At 73.9% G+C, this 17,971-nt stretch carries 17 protein-coding genes; 11 read left to right on the forward strand and 6 right to left on the reverse strand.

What is annotated here, in order from left to right; genetic code table 11:
* Nucleotides 1-45 precede the first annotated feature (45 nt).
* Both ACZ7N4_RS19920 and thiD read left to right on the forward strand, forming a co-directional pair.
* Nucleotides 46-1,011 (forward strand): thiamine-phosphate kinase, encoded by a 966-nt coding sequence (locus tag ACZ7N4_RS19920; RefSeq protein ID WP_471359632.1) that lies wholly within the window; start codon nt 46-48, stop codon nt 1,009-1,011.
* Entirely contained in the window at nt 1,008-1,817 is an 810-nt protein-coding gene (gene thiD / locus ACZ7N4_RS19925; protein WP_471359633.1) for a bifunctional hydroxymethylpyrimidine kinase/phosphomethylpyrimidine kinase, read from the forward strand. Before ACZ7N4_RS19920 ends, thiD begins: the two co-directional genes overlap by 4 nt.
* A 164-nt stretch (nt 1,818-1,981) precedes the next feature.
* On the opposite strand, the gene ACZ7N4_RS19930 is transcribed toward thiD, so the two are convergent.
* Entirely contained in the window at nt 1,982-2,203 is a 222-nt protein-coding gene (locus tag ACZ7N4_RS19930; protein ID WP_471359634.1) for a hypothetical protein, read from the reverse strand.
* Nucleotides 2,204-2,820: 617 nt separating this feature from the next.
* Nucleotides 2,821-3,006: a 50S ribosomal protein L28 gene (gene rpmB / locus ACZ7N4_RS19935; RefSeq protein WP_003993230.1), complete on the reverse strand. Its 186-nt coding sequence runs from the start codon at nt 3,004-3,006 to the stop codon at nt 2,821-2,823.
* Nucleotides 3,007-3,263: 257 nt separating this feature from the next.
* Here rpmB and ACZ7N4_RS19940 point away from each other — a divergent pair, with 257 nt between their 5' ends.
* Nucleotides 3,264-5,039 carry a DAK2 domain-containing protein gene (locus tag ACZ7N4_RS19940; RefSeq protein WP_471359635.1) on the forward strand — a complete coding sequence of 592 codons (1,776 nt, stop codon included), beginning with the start codon at nt 3,264-3,266 and terminating at the stop codon, nt 5,037-5,039.
* Between the two features lie 14 nt (nt 5,040-5,053).
* Here the strand turns inward: ACZ7N4_RS19940 and ACZ7N4_RS19945 are convergent, their stop codons facing one another.
* Together ACZ7N4_RS19945 and ACZ7N4_RS19950 are read right to left on the reverse strand one after the other, a co-directional pair.
* Nucleotides 5,054-8,008 carry a tetratricopeptide repeat protein gene (locus tag ACZ7N4_RS19945; RefSeq protein ID WP_471359636.1) on the reverse strand — a complete coding sequence of 985 codons (2,955 nt, stop codon included), beginning with the start codon at nt 8,006-8,008 and terminating at the stop codon, nt 5,054-5,056.
* A complete protein-coding gene (locus ACZ7N4_RS19950; protein ID WP_471359637.1) occupies nt 8,005-9,846 on the reverse strand; it encodes an HSP90 family protein in 1,842 nt (613 codons plus the stop codon). Before ACZ7N4_RS19950 ends, ACZ7N4_RS19945 begins: the two co-directional genes overlap by 4 nt.
* Before the next feature lie 198 nt (nt 9,847-10,044).
* Here ACZ7N4_RS19950 and recG point away from each other — a divergent pair, with 198 nt between their 5' ends.
* The 7 genes from recG (at nt 10,045) to rnc (ending at nt 16,418) form a co-directional block, all read left to right on the forward strand.
* Nucleotides 10,045-12,267, forward strand: coding sequence for an ATP-dependent DNA helicase RecG (gene recG / locus ACZ7N4_RS19955; RefSeq protein WP_471359638.1), 2,223 nt, complete (start codon nt 10,045-10,047; stop codon nt 12,265-12,267).
* An 86-nt stretch (nt 12,268-12,353) separates the two neighbouring features.
* Nucleotides 12,354-12,941, forward strand: a complete 588-nt coding sequence (gene rsmD, locus ACZ7N4_RS19960) for a 16S rRNA (guanine(966)-N(2))-methyltransferase RsmD (RefSeq protein ID WP_471359639.1) — start codon at nt 12,354-12,356, stop codon at nt 12,939-12,941.
* Between the two features lie 26 nt (nt 12,942-12,967).
* Nucleotides 12,968-13,447, forward strand: coding sequence for a pantetheine-phosphate adenylyltransferase (coaD, locus tag ACZ7N4_RS19965; protein WP_471359738.1), 480 nt, complete (start codon nt 12,968-12,970; stop codon nt 13,445-13,447).
* A gap of 57 nt (nt 13,448-13,504) precedes the next feature.
* A complete protein-coding gene (locus ACZ7N4_RS19970; protein WP_471359640.1) occupies nt 13,505-14,626 on the forward strand; it encodes an ATP synthase F0 subunit B in 1,122 nt (373 codons plus the stop codon).
* A 130-nt stretch (nt 14,627-14,756) separates the two neighbouring features.
* The gene (locus ACZ7N4_RS19975) at nt 14,757-15,401 is read left to right on the forward strand and encodes a YceD family protein (RefSeq protein ID WP_471359641.1); all 645 of its coding nucleotides are present in this window, start codon (nt 14,757-14,759) and stop codon (nt 15,399-15,401) included.
* Between the two features lie 2 nt (nt 15,402-15,403).
* A complete protein-coding gene (gene rpmF / locus ACZ7N4_RS19980) occupies nt 15,404-15,577 on the forward strand; it encodes a 50S ribosomal protein L32 (protein WP_003951102.1) in 174 nt (57 codons plus the stop codon).
* Between the two features lie 19 nt (nt 15,578-15,596).
* Nucleotides 15,597-16,418, forward strand: a complete 822-nt coding sequence (rnc, locus tag ACZ7N4_RS19985; RefSeq protein ID WP_471359642.1) for a ribonuclease III — start codon at nt 15,597-15,599, stop codon at nt 16,416-16,418.
* 80 nt (nt 16,419-16,498) lie between these two features.
* On the opposite strand, the gene ACZ7N4_RS19990 is transcribed toward rnc, so the two are convergent.
* Nucleotides 16,499-16,627 carry a hypothetical protein gene (locus ACZ7N4_RS19990; protein ID WP_471359643.1) on the reverse strand — a complete coding sequence of 43 codons (129 nt, stop codon included), beginning with the start codon at nt 16,625-16,627 and terminating at the stop codon, nt 16,499-16,501.
* An 86-nt stretch (nt 16,628-16,713) separates the two neighbouring features.
* Here ACZ7N4_RS19990 and mutM point away from each other — a divergent pair, with 86 nt between their 5' ends.
* Nucleotides 16,714-17,574 (forward strand): bifunctional DNA-formamidopyrimidine glycosylase/DNA-(apurinic or apyrimidinic site) lyase, encoded by an 861-nt coding sequence (mutM, locus tag ACZ7N4_RS19995; RefSeq protein WP_471359644.1) that lies wholly within the window; start codon nt 16,714-16,716, stop codon nt 17,572-17,574.
* Here the strand turns inward: mutM and ACZ7N4_RS20000 are convergent.
* Nucleotides 17,547-17,942, reverse strand: coding sequence for a winged helix-turn-helix transcriptional regulator (locus tag ACZ7N4_RS20000; RefSeq protein ID WP_471359645.1), 396 nt, complete (start codon nt 17,940-17,942; stop codon nt 17,547-17,549). The genes mutM and ACZ7N4_RS20000 overlap by 28 nt on opposite strands.
* Nucleotides 17,943-17,971: the final 29 nt, after the last annotated feature.

Genomic DNA, 17,971 nt, shown 5'->3' on the forward strand with positions numbered 1-17,971 from the left:
GACGCGCGACCGGTGCAGGGCACGGCACAGAAGGGGCTTGAGGCAATGAAGGGCACAGTGGGTGAGCTAGGTGAGTTCGGGCTCATCAGGGAGCTGACCTCCCGTCTCACCACCACCCCGGCGGTCCGGGTCGGCCCCGGCGACGACGCCGCGGTGGTCGCCGCCCCCGACCGCCGGGTGGTGGCGAGCACCGACATCCTGCTGGAGGGCCGGCACTTCCGCCGTGACTGGTCCACGGCGTACGACGTCGGCCGCAAGGCCGCCGCGCAGAACCTCGCCGACATCGCCGCGATGGGCGCCGTGCCGACCGCGCTGCTGCTCGGCCTGGTCGTCCCGGCGGAACTGCCGGTCACCTGGCCCACCGAACTGATGGACGGGCTGCGCGACGAGTGCCAGGTCGCCGGCGCCTCCGTGGTCGGCGGGGACGTCGTACGCGGCGACACGATCATGGTGTCGATCACCGCGCTCGGAGATCTGCGCAACCAGGAGCCCGTCACGCGCGCGGGCGCCCAGCCCGGCGACCTCGTGGCCGTCACCGGCTGGCTGGGCTGGTCCGCCGCCGGGTACGCGGTGCTCGTCCGCGGGTTCCGCTCGCCGCGCGCCTTCGTGGAGGCCCACCGGCGCCCCGAGCCGCCGTACCACGCGGGCCCGGCCGCCGCCGCGCTCGGTGCCACCGCGATGTGCGACGTCAGCGACGGCCTGATCGCCGACCTGGGGCACATCGCCGAGGCCAGCAAGGTCCGCATCGACATCCGCTCCGGCGCGATCGACATCCCCACGCAGATGCACGACATCGGGCAGGCCGTCGGCGTCGACCCGCTCCAGTGGGTGCTGAGCGGGGGAGAGGACCACGCGATCGTGGCCACCTTCCCGCCGGACGTCAAGCTCCCGGCCCGCTGGAAGGTCATCGGCGAGGTCCTCCACCCCTCCGCGCTGCCCCAGGTGACCGTCGACGGGGCGCCCTGGACCAGCAAGGGCGGCTGGGACCACTTCGGGGACATCGAGTCATGAGCGCCTCCGCGGCGCCGCCCAGGGTGCTCACGGTGGCCGGCTCGGACTCAGGCGGCGGCGCCGGCATCCAGGCCGACCTGAAGACGATGCTCGCACTCGGCGTGCACGGCATGAGCGTGCTCACCGCGGTGACCGCGCAGAACTCCCTGGGCGTGCAGGGCGCCTGGGAGCTGCCGGTGGAGGCGGTGCGGGCGCAGTACCGCAGCGTCGTGGACGACATCGGCGTCCAGGCCGTGAAGACCGGCATGCTGGCCTCCGCCGAACTGGTCGAGGCGGTCGCCGAGTTGATCTCCGGCACGGACGCGCCGGCCGTGGTCGACCCGGTCGGCGTCTCCAAGCACGGCGACCCGCTGCTGGCCGCCTCCGCGCTGGACTCCGTACGCGCGAAACTGCTCCCGGCCGCCACCGTCGCCACCCCGAACCTGGACGAGGTCGCCCAACTCACCGGCGTCCGCGTCCAGTCGGAGGACGATCTACGACGGGCCGCCGCGGCCGTGCTGGAGTTCGGGCCGCGGTGGGTCCTGATCAAGGGCGGTCACCTGGCGGGCGACGCCGTGGACCTGCTCACCGACGGCACCGAGGAACACGTGCTCCGGGCGCCCCGCCACGACAACCGGCACACCCACGGCACCGGCTGCACCCTCGCCTCCGCGATCGCCTGTGGCCTGGCCGGGGGACGGTCGGTGCCGGAGGCGGTCACGGCGGCCAAGGAGTACGTCACCGGGGCCATCGCCGCCGGGTTCGCCCTCGGCACGGGGATCGGTCCCGTGGACCACGGCTGGGGGCTGGGGCGGGACGTTCCCTGAGGGGTGCCGGGGGCTTTCTGCGGCTTGTGGACGGGGCGGGGCTCTCGTCCGGCTCGGGAGGCCGGGCGGGTGAGGCCCTGCTCCGGCCCGGGGGCGGTTGAGGCCCTTCTGGTCGGGAGGTCGGTTGGGGCCTTTCTCCGGTCCGGGGGTCAGGCGCCCGCGTGTCAGGGGGATCCTCCCCGAGGACGATGGCGTTCGCCGTCTTCCCCCGTCAGCCGCTTGAAGAACCCGGCCGGCAGCCGCGAGCCGAGCAGCCGGTACATCCGGTCCCGGCCGCGGATGCGCCGCTCGATGGCCGGCGCGAAGAACGGCCCCGCGTTGCCGGAGATCTTGTGGCAGCCCTTGGCGAAGTCCCGGATCCGGCTCTCGTGGGCCGCCGGTGCCACCCGGTGGTCTGTGCCCGCCAGGGCCGGCTCACCGGCGAGGACACGGGCGGCGACGATCGCCGCACCCGTGCCCGTGACCGCGCCTCCCGTCGTCGCCCGTACCCGGCGTCCCCGAGCAGTGCCACCGGCCCCAGCACGGCCGCCGCCCGAGGGTGGTCGCCGGCGGTGAGCGCCGTACGGCCCTCGGTGGCCGCCGGGCGAACCGGTGGGCGTCGACCGCGTCCGGGGCGACGGCGAGCGCGTACCCGGCGGGCGGCGTCGATGCCGGGGTGCGGTGCGAGCCGCCGGCGCAGGCGGGAGATCGGGGACTGGAGCGCGCTCACGGCCCCGGCGGGCGGCTCGGCGCCGGACAGGCCGTCCGGGAGCCGTTCACGGGCACCGGGCGGCCGGCGTCGAGCAGCAGCGGTGTGAGCGGGGGCGGGGCCGGGGGCGCCGGGGTCGGGCGGGGTGCCGTCGTCGGTGTGGATCTCGACCGGGCCCGGGAGGCCGCAACGCATCCCGTGGATTCTGGCAGGTCACGGCCCGTTCACGGGTACGGCAAAAAGCCGGCCCACCCGGAGGTGGACCGGCTCAGTGCAGCGAACCAGCAGGCAGTGGCCGCGCGCTCAGCTGAAGCGTCAGCGCGAGACCTTGCCGGCCTTGATGCACGAGGTGCAAGCGTTCACGCGCTTCGGCGTCCCGCCGACCACGGTACGCACACGCTGGATGTTCGGGTTCCAGCGACGGGACGTACGGCGGTGCGAGTGCGAGATGTTGTTGCCGAAGCCCGGCCCCTTGCCGCAGACGTCGCAGTTGGCAGCCACGGGTCACTCCAAAGACTTCAGATGCACTTACGGTTGATCCCGGCATGCCGGGATCGAGATCCTAAGACCTGAGATCTTGAGTGGCGTTGCCAGGGGAATGGCCCGATCGGATCGGGCAACCGGAGCAGCATACAACGACTGCGTCCGTACAACGAAACTACCATGGCAGCTCAGGCCCCCGCCCCCGCCCTCTTCCGGAGTGCACCGGTCCGGGGTCTACGCTGCGTCCCACGTACGGCCGGCTCAGGGAGGCGCAGGTGGCGCAGGTGCCGCAGACATTCTTCGATGCTCTCGCGGTGCGCACCTGGTGCGGTCTGGCGCTCCGGGCACTGGGCCGGGCCCGTGAGGAGATCGACGCGATCAACGTCTATCCGGTGGCCGACGGGGACACCGGGACCAATCTCTATCTGACAGTGGAGTCGGCGGCGACGGCCGTGGAGGCGGTGTTCACCGGGCACGGCACCGGTGCCGGAGAGCCCGCGCTGGCCGACGCCGTAAGGGCCATGGCCCACGGGGCGCTCATCGGGGCCCGGGGCAACTCCGGGACGATCCTCGCCCAACTGCTGCGCGGCATGGCCCAGGTGCTCGCGGACGCCGGTGACTCCCCTCACACCGACGGCTCGGCGCTGCGACTGGCCCTGCGCCGGGCCGCGGACTCCGCCCGGCAGGCCGTGGCCCACCCCGTCGAGGGCACGGTGCTCACGGTCGCCTCGGCCGCCGCCGACGCCGCCGAAGGGGCCGAGGGCGACTGCGGGACGGTCGCCCGGGCCGCCTACGAGGGCGCGCGGGCGGCGCTGGCCGCGACCCCGGGCCAGCTGGCCGTGCTGGAACGGGCCGGCGTCGTCGACGCGGGCGGCCGGGGGCTGGTGGCGGTGCTGGGGGCGCTGGTGGAGGCGTTCACGGGGGAGGCGGCGCGTGAGGCTCCGCCGCGTGACCTCCACGCGCGCGTGGAGGCGCCCGCCGCGCACGCGCGCGAAGGGACGGGTGAAGGGGCGCGGCACGGGGCGGGGAGAGGAACGGTCGGAGGGACGGGTACGGGCACGGAGCCGGCCGAAGCCGCGGGCACGGACCCGGCCGTGGAGACGGCCCCGGAGTGCCCGTCCGACACCGGCGGCCCCGCCTTCGAGGTGATCTATCTCCTGGAGGCCGACGACGCGGCCGTGGCCCGGCTGCGGACGCGGCTCGACGCGCTCGGGGACTCCCTGGTCGTGGTCGGCGGCGACGGGCTGTGGAACGTCCATGTGCACGTGGACGACGCGGGCGCCGCCGTGGAGGCCGGCGTGGAGGCCGGGCGGCCGTACCGGATCCGGATCACCCACTTCGGGCTCGGCGACGTGCGCACCGGACGCGAGCGCCCGCCGCGCGAGCGGGCCCAGCGCGCGGTCGTCGCCGTCGTACCGGGCGAGGGACTGGCCGGGCTGTACACCGAGGCGGGCGCGACCACCGTCCTCGCGCGCCCGGGGGAGCCGCCCGCCAGCGGGGAGCTGGTGCAGGCGGTACGGCGTGCCCACGCGCGCGAGGTCGTCCTGCTGCCCAACGACGCCGACCTGCGCCACACGGCCGCCGCCGCGGCCGAGCAGGCCCGCACCGAGGGCATCCGCGTCGCGCTGATCCCGACCCGCTCGGCGGTCCAGGGCATCGCCGCGCTCGCGGTGCACGAGCCGGAGCGCCGGTTCGACGAGGACGTGGTCCAGATGACCTCGGCGGCGGGCGCCACCCGCTACGCCGAGGTCGTCGTCGCCGAGCACGAGTCCTGGACCACGGCCGGCATCTGCCAGGCCGGGGACGTGCTCGGCCTGATCGACGGCGACGTCGCGGTGATCGGCGCGGACGTCACCGCCACCGCCCGGACCGTCCTGGACCGCATGCTCCAGGCCGGCGGCGAACTGGTCACGCTCGTCGTCGGCGACGAGGCGCCCGCGACCGTCACCGGGCACCTGGAGGCCCACGTACGGGAGTCCTACCTGGCGGTGGACACGGTCGCCTACCGCGGGGGGAGGCAGGGAGCGCTGCTGCTCATCGGCGTCGAGTGACGCGCCCCCGCCGCTCAGCCCCGCTCGGCAGCCTCCCCTTCCCGCGCGGCCTCCAGCATCTGCGCGGCCTCCTCCCGGCGGGCCAGCACGGTCTCGTCGCCGTCGTCCGCTCCCGCGTAGGCCGCGAGCACCGCACGCGCGCGTGCCGCCGCCCCCGCCGGACGGCCCAGGTCGGCCTCCAGCCAGCCCGCGCCCAGTTCGGCGCCGGTACGGCTGTGCAGCCCCGCCGTGCCGAGCCCGGCGAACACCGCCACGGCCCGGTTCATCTGCTCCAGCGCCGCCTCGAACGCGGCCCGGATCGCCGTGTCCTCGGCCTCCTCGGACGCCGAGCGGGCCAGCAGCTCCGCGCACTGCCGGTGGGTGCCGCCGAGTTCCGCGGCCAGCTCCTCCCGGTCCGCCCCCTCGGCCGCCGCCAGCGCCGTCTCGCACTCCCGTACCGCCTCCGCCATCAGCGCCCGGGCGTCCGCCGCACCGGACTCCCGGCCCAGCGCCAGCCAGGCCCGCGCGCGCAGCGAGCGGACCAGGAACGGGGCGTTGCCGAGCGCCCGCCACAGCTCGCCCGCGCGCGCGTAGGCCCGCTCCGCCTCCGTCGCCAGCCCCGCGTTGCCCAGCGACTCGGCGGCGAGGTGGGCGAGCGTGGCGTGGTCCTGCTGCTCGGGCCAGTGCCGGGCCAGGTCGGCCGCCTTGAGCCGCTCCTCGGCGGCGGCCCGGTGCTCGCCCAGCTCGCCCAGGCAGTCCCCGAGCCACCAGTGCGCCTGCACGACCACCCCGTCCCCGTGCGCCTCGGCGCTCAGGTCGGCCAGTGCGGACTCCAGCACCTCGGCGGCCTCCGCGTACCGGCCCCGGCGCAGCAGGAAGCCGCCCAGCTGCTGCCGTGCCCAGGCGCCCAGCGTGGCGCTCTCACCGGCCTCGTCGGCCCAGTGCGCGGCCTGGAGCGCGTGCTCGGCCGCCTCGCCGGGCGCGTCCCGGCCGCCGAGCACCTCCGCGAGCTGGAGGTGCAGCTGGGCCCGCCCCACCGGTTCCACGTACGGGCCGCCGTGCTCCAGGGCCGCCCGCAGCGCGTGCTCGGCCCCGGCCAGGTCACCGGCCTGGTGGGCCAGGGCGGCGACCTGCACCTCGTACTCCACCGCGAACCAGGGCAGCCCGGCGGCCACGTACGCGTCGGCGGAGCGCCGGAACAGCTCCGCCGCCCGCTCCGCGTCCCCGGTGAGCGCGGCCAGTTCGGCGAGCATCGCCCGGGCCTCGGCGGCCCGCGCCGCCAGCCGTACGTCGTCCCCGCCGCACCCCTCGACGAGCGCGGGCACCTCCCGCACGGCCGCCTCGGCCTCGGCGACGGCCCGCACGGCGTCGGAGCCGCCGCCCGCGGCGGCCTCGTGCACCCGTCGCATCAGCACCCGCGCCCGGCTCATCACCACCGACGCCGTCTGCCGCACCCCGGTGCCCTCGTCGGCGTACAGCGCGAGCACCTGGTCGTACAGCTCCGTGACCGCGGCGAGGGCCGCGTCCACCTCGCCCGCCAGGGCGCGGATGTACGCCGCACGCGCGCGTGCGGCCAGCGCCTCGCCGGGGTCGCCGGCCTCCGCGTACAGGGCCGCCGCGCGCTCGAACAGGGGGAGGCCCTCGGGACCGCGGGCCATCGCCTCGTGGTCGGCGAGCTCCGCGCGGTCGCGCGGCTCCAGGCCGGCGCCGTCCCCGGCGGCCCGCGCGACCGCCGCCCACGCCTGCAGGGCGTGCGGCCGCAGGGTCTCCGACATCCGCCGCGCCTCCGCGAGCAGGGCGGGCAGGTCGGGTCCGCCCGGGACGTCCGCCGCCGGGGCCGCCGCCGCGGCCGGTGGTGCGGGCACCGGCGCGGGGCGCACCGTACGCACGCCCAACGGCAGCCGCTCCTCCAGCGGGCGCTGGGCCATCCGCGCCCGGATCCGGTCGCCCACGGCGGACGTGCCGTTGCGGCGGTCGAACCGCTCGGCCAGGTCCGTCGCCTCCGCGCGCGCGTGCGCGGCGAGTTCCCGCGCGGTCCAGGTCCGCCCGGCCGGCCCCGGCACCCGCTGCGCGCCGAGGCCCAGCTCGGTCAGCCGGTCCATGAGCAGCGCCACCACGGCCATGAAGTCCAGCCGGCTGCGCGGATGCCCGGTGTCCGTGAAGTACGCCGGCCGCTCGGCCAGCAGCTCCAGACCGCGCGCCTCGTTCCCGGTCAGCGCGCAGAACTCCACGTGGTCGGCGTACGCGCCCCGCATGCTCTCCATCGGCCGCACCAGCCGGAAACCGCGCAGGTGGTGGGCCCGTGCCTCCTCCAGGCGGCCGAGGCGCAGCAGCGGGGCCAGCGAGGAGGCGAGCACCGTGTGCGGTTCGTGGGCGCAGGCGAACTCGCCCTCCAGCACCGGCCGCCACAGCCGGAGCGCCTCCGCGTCCCGCCCGCACCGCACCTGCCAGACGCCCTGCCCGTGCAGCTCGCAGGCGTGGCAGTCGGCCATCGTGTCCCGGTCGGCGGCCAGCCAGGCGGCGTACGCCCGCTCCGCCCGCGCGAGGTCCCCGATGTGTGCGGCCACGGTGAACTCCGCGCTGCGCACGGCCCGTTCCGAGTGGCCGGCGAGCCGGTAGCGGTGCTCCATCTCGCCGAGCCACTTCTCGATCGAGGCGAGCGGGATGTGCGGCTGGTCCAGCATGCCCGCCGACATCCACTTGAAGACCCAGTGCAGCGAGTGCGTCTCGTACTCGTCGAAGTCCTCCGGCCGTTCGTCCCACATGCGCAGCAGCCGCGCGAACGGGACGAACATCCTGTCCTTCTCGGAGCTGTAGTTGTAGACCTTCAGCTGGTGCCCGAGCGCCTCGATCACGGCCAGCGGGACGTTCAGTTTCTCGGCCTCGGCGAGCAGCTGCTCCGCGCGCGCGTTGCGGGCCGGCCCCTCCGGTTCCTCGGCGTTCTCCGCCAGCGCCCGGCGCAGCGCGTCGAAGTCGGTGATCTCGCTCATCGTCCGTCCCCCTCCCCGTGGGTCGCCCATGTGAGCAGCCCGATGAACGCCCGGTTGAGCAGCGCCGAGTCGGCCGGGCGCAGCGGGCGCTGCGCCATCAGCAGGGCCTGCCCGTACAGCGACTCGGTCGCGGTGCCGATCAGCTCCGGATCGCGGAGCGCGCCGATCCGCCGGACCAGCGGATTGAGGTGGTTGAGCACCAGACGCGCGCGCGGGGCGCTGCCGCGCAGCGAGCCCAGGATGCCCGCCCACAGGTCGTCGGCCTGCTCCTCGGCCTCCGCCCGGGCCTGCTCGTGCCGGGCGGCCCGGTCGTCCAGGTGCAGCGCGGGCACGGACAGCGGGTGGAAGGCCCGCAGGACGACGTCGCAGCCCAGCGGGTCGAGGCGGTCCCGCGCGGCGGCCAGGAAACCGGCCAGGGCCAGCTCCTCGCCCGGGTCGACCGCGTCCAGGTGCGCGGTCACGGTGTCGGCGTCCAGTTCGGCCACGACCGTGCCCGGCCGCACGCGCGGCAGTGCCTCGACCAGCTCGCTGTCGTAGGTGTAGCCGCCGTTGACCACGCCGACGCCCTGCGCGGAGGCGATCGGCGCGACCTGCCGGTACTCCTCGACGGTGCGCGTGAAGTGCACCACGGGGTGCCGCCGCGCGAACTCCTCCAGGGACAGCTGCCCGTCGGTCGTCTCGAACGGCAGCCACGGCAGCATCGTGCGCAGCATCTCCGCGTCGTGCCGGGCCAGGGACTTCACGCCCAGGTGGTGCACGGCGAGGAAGGCCGACAGGCGCTCCGGGTCGCCGGCCGCGAGCCCGGTCAGCCAGGACCGGATCCTTGCGCCGAGGGCGTCCCGTACGGCGGCGAGGGTCTCGTCCTCGTACAGCGCCTCGCGCGAGGCGGTGGGCCGCAGGCTGTCGGTGTCCAGGACGCAGCGGACGAAGAACGCCCAGTCCGGCAGCAGCTGTTCGGCCCGCTCGGTGAGCAGCATGCCCTTCAGGTGCACCCGGTGCGTCGCCCGCTGTGCCGGGCTGACCGCCGACGGCAGCACGTACGCCACCCCGCGGACCCCGGCCAGCGGCACGTCCAGGTCGATCGAGTCCAGCGGGGCGAAACCGAACAGCTCCTGGCAGTGCCGGGCCAGCGCCACGCGCCGGCCGGCGGGACTCGGGTGGGCGCGGTCCCAGGGCGCGGGCAGGTCGGTGACCGGCTCGCCGCCGACCCGGACGTCGTACGGCAGCAGCGAGCCGAAGTCCCGGGCCAGCTCGCGGACCCGCTCGGGCGCCAGCCACTCGGCCGCACCGGCCCGCGCCGTCAGGTACACGGTCGTCCCCGGCTCGGGCCGCTCGGCGTCGGGGAGCGTGCGCACGGTGTACGAGCCGTCGTCGCGTGCCGTCCACTCCACCGGAGGGGCCTTCGGCGTACGGGCGCTGCGGCTGACCACCCGGATCCGCTCGGCGACCACGAAGCAGGCCAGCAGTCCGATGCCGAACTGGCCGAGGAAGTCCGCCCGGGCCTCCTGCAGGCCCTCGGCCCGCTTGGAGCTGCGGCCGATGGTCGCCAGCAGGCTGTGCACGTCCGGTTCGGTGAGCCCGATGCCGGTGTCCTCCACCCGCAGCGCGCCGTCCGCCGCGTGCAGCCGGATCCGCGCCGGGGCGTCCGGTTCGGCGGCCCGCCGTGCGGTGACGGCGTCCACGGCGTTCTGCAGCAGCTCGCGCAGGTAGACCCGGGGACTGGAGTAGAGGTGATGGGAGAGCAGGTCCACCAGACCGCGCAGGTCGACCTGGAAACTGTGAGGTGGGTGGGGTGACCGGGGTGCCTGGGATGCCTGAGAGGTCTGGGAGGAGTCCATCGTCACTGCGCCGGAGGGGGGAGTGCGCGGCGCGGGGTCGGGCGGTCCCGGCGGGGCGGTGACCGCGAAGGATGGCCGGAGCGGGCCATCCTAGGCCCGGAACAGCCCGTCTGACCAGGGGTTTCCCTGATGTTTACGGCGTCCGGCCCGGAACCTTCCAGGGCGGGGTCTACGGCATTGTCAGTGCCGTGGTGTGCAATGGATCTCGTGCCCGCACTGCAAGAACCGCTCAAGAAGGTGCTCGGCCCCGCCACCGCGAAGGTGATGGCCGAGCACCTCGGCCTGCACACCGTCGGCGACCTGCTGCACCACTACCCCCGCAGATACGAGGAACGCGGGCAGCTCACCCACCTCGCCGACCTCCCGATGGACGAGCACGTCACGGTGGTCGCCCAGGTCGCCGACGCCCGCCTGCACACCTTCGCCTCGGCCAAGGCCCCGCGCGGCAAGGGCCAGCGCCTCGAGGTCACCATCACCGACGGCAGCGGCCGGCTCCAGCTCGTCTTCTTCGGCGCCGGCGTCCACAAACCCCACAAGGAACTGCTGCCGGGCACCCGCGCGATGTTCGCCGGCAAGGTCTCCGTCTTCAACCGCCGCCTCCAACTCGCCCACCCGGCCTACGAACTGCTCCGGGGCGAGGGCGAGGAGGCGGTCGAGAGCTGGGCCGGTGCGCTGATCCCCCTGTACCCGGCCACCGCCAAACTAGAGTCCTGGAAGATCGGCAAGGCGGTGCAGACGGTCCTCCCGAGCGTCCAGGAAGCCCTCGACCCGCTGCCCGAGACCCTTCGCGAGGGCCGTGGCCTGCTCCCCCTCCCCGAGGCCCTGCTCAAGATCCACCGCCCGCACACCAAGGCCGACATCGCCGACGCCCGCGCCCGCCTGAAGTGGGACGAGGCCTTCGTCCTCCAGGTCGCCCTGGCCCGCCGCCGGCACGCCGACACCCAGCTCGCCGCCGTCCCGCGCGTCCCCCGGCCGGACGGCCTCCTCGCCGCCTTCGACGACCGCCTCCCCTTCACGCTCACCGAGGGCCAGCAGAAGGTCTCCCAGGAGATCTTCGCCGACCTGGCCACCGCGCACCCCATGCACCGCCTCCTCCAGGGCGAGGTCGGATCCGGCAAGACGATGGTCGCCCTGCGCGCCATGCTCGCCGTGGTCGACGCGGGCGGCCAGGCGGCCATGCTCGCGCCCACCGAGGTCCTGGCCCAGCAGCACCACCGCTCGATCACCGAGATGATGGGCGAGCTGGCCGAACACGGCATGCTGGGCGGCGCCGAGCACGCCACGAAGGTCGTCCTGCTCACCGGCTCCATGGGCGCGGCGGCCCGCCGCCGGGCCCTGCTCGACCTGGCCACCGGCGAGGCGGGCGTCGTCATCGGCACCCACGCCCTCATCGAGGACACGGTCCGGTTCCACGACCTGGGCCTGGTCGTGGTGGACGAACAGCACCGCTTCGGTGTGGAACAGCGCGACGCCCTGCGCGGCAAGGCGCACTCCCAGGGGGAGAAGCGGTCCCCGCACCTCCTCGTCATGACGGCCACCCCCATCCCGCGCACGGTCGCCATGACCGTCTTCGGCGACCTGGAGACCTCGGTCCTCGACCAGCTCCCGGCCGGCCGCTCCCCGATCGCCAGCCATGTCGTCCCGGCCGCCGACAAACCCCACTTCCTGGCCCGCGCCTGGGAACGCGTCCGCGAGGAGGTCGAGGCCGGCCACCAGGCGTACGTCGTCTGCCCCCGCATCGGGGACGAGGAGGACGACCCCAGGAAGGCGGGCAGGAAGAAGTCCGGCGAGGACGAGGGGGAGAAGCGCCCCCCGCTGGCCGTCCTCGACGTCGCCGACCAGCTCGCCCGGGGCCCCCTGAAGGGCCTCCGGGTGGAGGTGCTGCACGGCCGGATGCACCCCGACGACAAGGACGCCGTGATGCGCCGCTTCGCCGCCGGCGAGACGGACGTCCTGGTCGCCACCACCGTCATCGAGGTCGGCGTCAACGTCCCCAACGCCACGGCCATGGTCATCATGGACGCCGACCGCTTCGGCGTCTCCCAGCTCCACCAGCTGCGCGGCCGCGTCGGCCGGGGTTCCGCCCCCGGCCTGTGCCTCCTGGTCACCGAGATGCCCGAGGCCAGCCCCGCCCGTCAGCGCCTGGCCGCCGTCGCCTCCACGCTCGACGGCTTCGAGTTGTCCCGCATCGACCTCGAACAGCGGCGCGAGGGCGACGTCCTCGGCCAGGCCCAGTCCGGTGCCCGCTCCAGCCTGCGGGTCCTGGCGGTCATCGAGGACGAGGAGGTCATCGCGGAGGCGAGGGAGGAAGCGGCGGCGGTGGTGGCGGCCGACCCGGAGCTGACCGGCCTGCCGGCCCTGCGGACGGCCCTGGACGCCCTCCTGGACGAGGAGAGGGAGCAGTACCTGGACAAGGGGTGAGACGGCCCCCCTCCCGGGGGCGGCGCGAAGAAGCGCGCGACCGGCCACAATGAACCCGTACAGCCGCCCAGCGAGAAGGACCCCACATGACCCGCGTGATCGCCGGCCGGGCCGGCGGACGGCGCCTGGCAGTGCCCCCCGGCACCGGCACCCGCCCCACCTCGGACCGCGCGCGCGAGGGCCTCTTCTCCACCTGGCAGTCCCTCCTCGGGGGCCCGCTGGACGGCGAACGGGTCCTGGACCTCTACGCCGGCTCGGGCGCCGTGGGTCTGGAGGCCCTGTCCCGGGGCGCGAGCCACACCCTGCTGGTCGAGGCGGACGCCCGGGCCGCGCGGACCGTCCGCGAGAACGTGAAGAACCTGGGCCTTCCCGGCGCCGAGGTCAGAACGGGCAAAGCGGAGCAGATCATCAGGCAGCCGGCCCCCGAAGAGCCGTACGACCTGGTCTTCCTCGATCCCCCGTACGCCGTCTCGGACGACGATCTTCGGGAGATCCTGCTCACACTCCGCTCGGAACGCTGGCTCGCTGAGCAAGCGCTCGTCACCGTGGAGCGCAGCACCAGAGGCGGCGAATTCCACTGGCCGGACGGCTTCGAGGCGATCCGGTCCCGTCGCTACGGCGAGGGAACGTTTTGGTACGGTCGCGCCGCCTCTACGTGCGAAGACGCACGATGACCGGACCGGAGAGCGAGGGATCACAAGTGCGCCGCGCCGTCTGTCCCGGGTCGTTCGACCCGATCACCAACGGACATCTCGACATCATCGCCCGAGCCTCCCGTCTCTACGACGAGGTCTACGTCGCGGTGATGATCAACCAGGCCAAGAAGGGCCTGTTCGAGATCGAGGAGCGGATCGACCTGATCCGCCGGGTCACCGCCGAGTACGCCAACGTCCGCGTGGAGGCGTTCCACGGCCTCCTCGTCGACTTCTGCAAGCAGCGTGACATCCCGGCCATCGTCAAGGGCCTGCGCGCCGTCAGCGACTTCGACTACGAGCTCCAGATGGCCCAGATGAACAACGGCCTCACCGGCGTCGAAACCCTGTTCGTGCCCACCAACCCCACCTACAGCTTCCTCTCCTCCTCCCTCGTCAAGGAGGTCGCGGCCTGGGGCGGCGACGTCTCCCACCTGGTGCCGGCCGAGGTCCTGGAGGCGCTCAACGAACGCCTCGCCCAGGGCTGATGGGGCTACAGTCGTCCCGTCCGTCTCCAACCCGGCTGTAGAGAGTGGCGAGCACAGGTGGACGTGCAGAAGAAGCTCGACGAGATCGTCTCCACGGTCTCCGGTGCCCGGTCCATGCCCATGTCGGCATCGTGCGTGGTCAACCGCGCCGAGCTGCTCGCGATGCTCGAAGAGGTGCGTCAGGCGCTGCCCGGCTCCCTCGCCCAGGCGCAGGAGCTGATCGGCGACCGTGAGCAGATGGTCGAGCAGGCCCGGCTGGAGGCCGAGCGGATCATCGAGCACGCCCACGCCGAGCGCGGCTCGCTGATCTCCGACACCGAGATCGCCCGCCGCTCCCAGGCCGAGGCCGACCGGATCCTCGCCGAGGCCCGTCAGGAGGCCGAGGAGATCCGCGCCGAGGCCGACGACTACGTCGACTCCAAGCTCGCCAACTTCGAGGTCGTCCTCACCAAGACCCTCGGCTCGGTCGGCCGGGGCCGCGAGAAGCTCCTCGGCACCGGGCCCGGCCTGGACGAGCACGGCTACGAGGACGAGGACGCCCCCGAGCGCAGCCAGGACCCGGCGACCCTGCGCCACAACGCCGACGCCTACGTCGACGCCAAGCTCGGCGCCTTCGAGGCGGTCCTCGCCAAGACCCTGGAGGCCGTCGGCCGGGGCCGGCAGAAGCTGCACGGCCGGATCGCCACCGACGACCTCGGCGCCCTCGCCGACGACACCACGACCTTCCAGCACTCCAGCGACGCCGACTACCTCGCCGACCTCGCGGCCCTCGCGGACGGCGACCGCGCGGACCGGCGGCAGCCCGAGCCCCAGGAGCAGCCGCAGCCGCCGCAGCCGTCGTACGAACCGCAGCCCGCCTACTCGCCCGGCTCCGGCTACGTCCCGGCGGGAAGCGCCCCCCTCCAGCAGGAGGACCCCTACACGGGCTTCCCGCAGCAGCCCGGCTACGCGCCGCAGCAGGACCCGTACGGCTACCAGCAGGCCGACCCCTACGCCTACCAGGGCTACGACGCCCAGCAGGGCGGCTACGACCCCCGGCAGCCCCAGCACCAGCCGCAGCAGCACCAGCCCGAGTCCCAGGGGCAGCAGGGCTACGCCCTGGACGAGACCAGCCTCTTCGACACCGGCATGATCAGCGCGGAGCAGCTGAGGGCGTACGAGCAGGGCCGGGGCCTGTAGGCGCACCGGATTGGGCGCAGAGCGAAAGGTCCAGTATCCTGGCTCTTCGGTCGCGCGTATGTCCGCGATCACCGCTGCCCCGGAACACCGACGGGCGGCGTCCCTCCGAGTTCGCAGATCGAAAGCAGGAATGGCCTCCAACGCCCGCCTCGACCACCGCAACCCCCTCGTGTTCGACACGCACGAGCTGGGTCGGCGTCCAGGCGCGCTTCAGCGCCTGACCCGCACGATCGACGCTCCCGCCGATCTCGGCATCCAGGGGGTCATCGGAGTGCCGGAAGGCGCCCCGGTCGAACTCGAACTCCGGCTGGAGTCGGTCTTGGAAGGGGTGCTTGTCACAGGCACCGCCCGTGCACAGGCCGAGGGGGAGTGCGTAAGGTGTCTGGAGCCGGTCGGGCTGGAGCTCGAAGCGGACTTCCAGGAACTGTTCTCGTACCCTGACGCCGACGACCGGGGCCGCGTGATCGCGGAACCGGGCGACGACGCCGAGGACGACGAGGACAGGTTCTTCCTCGAGGACGGACTCTTCGACCTCGAACCTCTGCTGCGCGATGCGGTGGTGCTCGCACTGCCGATGCAGCCGGTGTGCCAGGAAGACTGCCCGGGCCTGTGCTCCGAGTGCGGAGCGCGGCTCGCGGACGACCCGGGCCACCACCATGACGCCGTCGACATCCGTTGGGCGGCTTTGCAGGGACTCGCCGGTTCGATGACGGACGGCGAGAAGGACGAGATGAGCGGCGCCGAAGCGGGCGTCGACGAGAAGCAGGAGAAGTAGCCGTGGCTGTTCCGAAGCGGAAGATGTCGCGCAGCAACACGCGCCACCGCCGGTCGCAGTGGAAGGCTGCGGTCCCCACCCTGGTTGCGTGCGAGCGCTGCCACGAGCCCAAGCAGCAGCACATCGCGTGCCCGTCGTGCGGCACCTACAACAAGCGCCAGGTCCTCGAAGTCTGAGTGGCTGGTGAGAGGCCCGATGACAGACGCGAAAGCAGCTGGTCCCCGCCAGCGCGGGGGTAGTCCGCAGGCCTCGTCCCACACGCTTCTGGAAGGGCGGCTCGGCTACCAGGTCGAGTCCGCCCTTCTGGTGCGTGCGCTGACCCACCGTTCCTACGCGTACGAGAACGGCGGTCTGCCGACGAACGAGCGGCTGGAGTTCCTGGGGGACTCCGTGCTCGGCCTCGTCGTCACGGACACGCTGTACCGCACCCACCCCGACCTGCCCGAAGGCCAGCTGGCCAAGCTGCGGGCCGCGGTGGTCAACTCTCGTGCGCTGGCGGAGGTCAGCCGTGGCCTGGACCTGGGCGCCTTCATCCGGCTCGGCCGTGGTGAAGAGGGCACGGGCGGCCGGGACAAGGCATCCATCCTCGCCGACACCCTGGAAGCGGTGATCGGCGCGGTCTATCTCGACCAGGGCCTCGACGCGGCCTCCGAACTGGTACACCGCCTGTTCGACCCGCTGATCGAGAAGTCCTCCAACCTCGGTGCCGGCCTGGACTGGAAGACGTCCCTCCAGGAGCTGACCGCGATCGAGGGGCTCGGCGTGCCCGAGTACCTGGTCACGGAGACCGGCCCCGACCACGAGAAGACCTTCACTGCTGCCGCCCGCGTCGGAGGCGTCTCGTACGGCACCGGCACCGGCCGCAGCAAGAAGGAGGCGGAGCAGCAGGCCGCCGAGTCCGCCTGGCGTTCCATCCGCGCGGCCGCGGACGAGCGCGCCAAGGTGGCCAAGGAGCCTGTGAGGGAGACGGCCGACGAGGCCGTCAAGGACGGCGACACGTCGTCCGCCACCGCCTGACCGGAAACAGCACCACCTGAGCGCCCGTCCCGCCCCCGGCGGAGGCGGGCGCTCGCTCCGTTCCCGGGCCGCCCACGGGGTCACGCCCTCGCGTCCGGCCCAGGGGGTACGCCGTCGTAGTCGGCCCGGTCGGCCCGGTCGGCCCGGTCGGCCCGGTCGGCCCGGTCGGCCCGGTCGGCCCGGTCGGCCCGGTCGGCCCGGTCGGCCAAGTGGGCCCCGGTCGGCCGAGTGGGCTCCGGGATACCCTGCCCTCAGCTTTCCGCAGCCGTCCTCCGCAGTCGCCCGAAGGAGTACCGTGCCCGAGTTGCCCGAGGTCGAGGTCGTCCGGCGGGGCCTGGAGCGCTGGGTCGCCCACCGGACCGTCGCCGAGACCGAGGTGCTGCACCCGCGTGCCGTGCGCCGGCACGTCGCCGGGCCCGACGACTTCGCGCACCGGCTCAAGGGCCACCACATCGGCACGCCCCGCCGGCGCGGCAAGTACCTGTGGCTGCCGCTGGAGGAGACCAACCAGTCCGTCCTCGCCCACCTCGGGATGAGCGGGCAACTGCTGGTCCAGCCGCAGGACGCGCCGGACGAGAGGCACCTGCGCATCCGCGTCCGGTTCGCCGACGGCCTCGGCACCGAACTCCGCTTCGTGGACCAGCGCACCTTCGGCGGCCTGTCGCTGCACGACAACACTCCTGGCGGCCTGCCCGACGTCATCGCGCACATCGCGCGCGACCCGCTGGACCCGCTCTTCGACGACGACGCCTTCCACCGTGCGCTGCGCCGCAAGCGCACCACCATCAAGCGGGCCCTGCTGGACCAGTCGCTGATCAGCGGGGTCGGCAACATCTACGCGGACGAGGCCTTGTGGCGCACCCGCGTCCACTACGAGCGCCCGACGGCCAACTTCACCCGCCCGGTCACGGCGGAACTCCTCGGCCACATCCGGGACGTGATGAACGACGCCCTGGCCGTCGGCGGCACCAGCTTCGACAGCCTGTACGTCAACGTCAACGGCGAGTCCGGCTACTTCGACCGCTCGCTGGACGCGTACGGCCGCGAGGGCCTGCCCTGCAAGCGCTGCGGCACCCCCATGCGCCGCCGCCCCTGGATGAACCGGTCCAGCTACTTCTGCCCGAAGTGTCAGAGGGCGCCGCGCGTCTCGTCGTAACGCGCGCGGGCGGCGAGGACGTCGTCCATCGCGCCCTCCACACAGTGGATGAGCGCCAGCAGCCGCTCGGCGACCTGCCGGCCCAGCGGCGTCAGCTCGTAGTCCACGCGGGGCGGGTTCGTCGGCTGGGCCTCGCGGAACACCAGGCCGTCTCGCTCCAGCGCGTGCAACGTCTGGGACAGCATCTTCTCGCTCACCCCGTCCACGCGGCGGCGCAGCTCGTTGAAGCGCAGCGAGCCCTCGTACAGCGCGCCGAGCGTCAGCCCGCCCCAGCGGCCCGTGACGTGCTCCAGCGTGCCGCGCGACGGGCAGGCCTTGGCGAAGACGTTGTACGCGAGGTCGTCGTGGTCCTGGGCGGTGGCGGTCATGGCGCAAGGGTACGCCCGGACAGCGCTCA

It is taken from the genome of Streptomyces sp. NPDC107654, assembly GCF_055639035.1.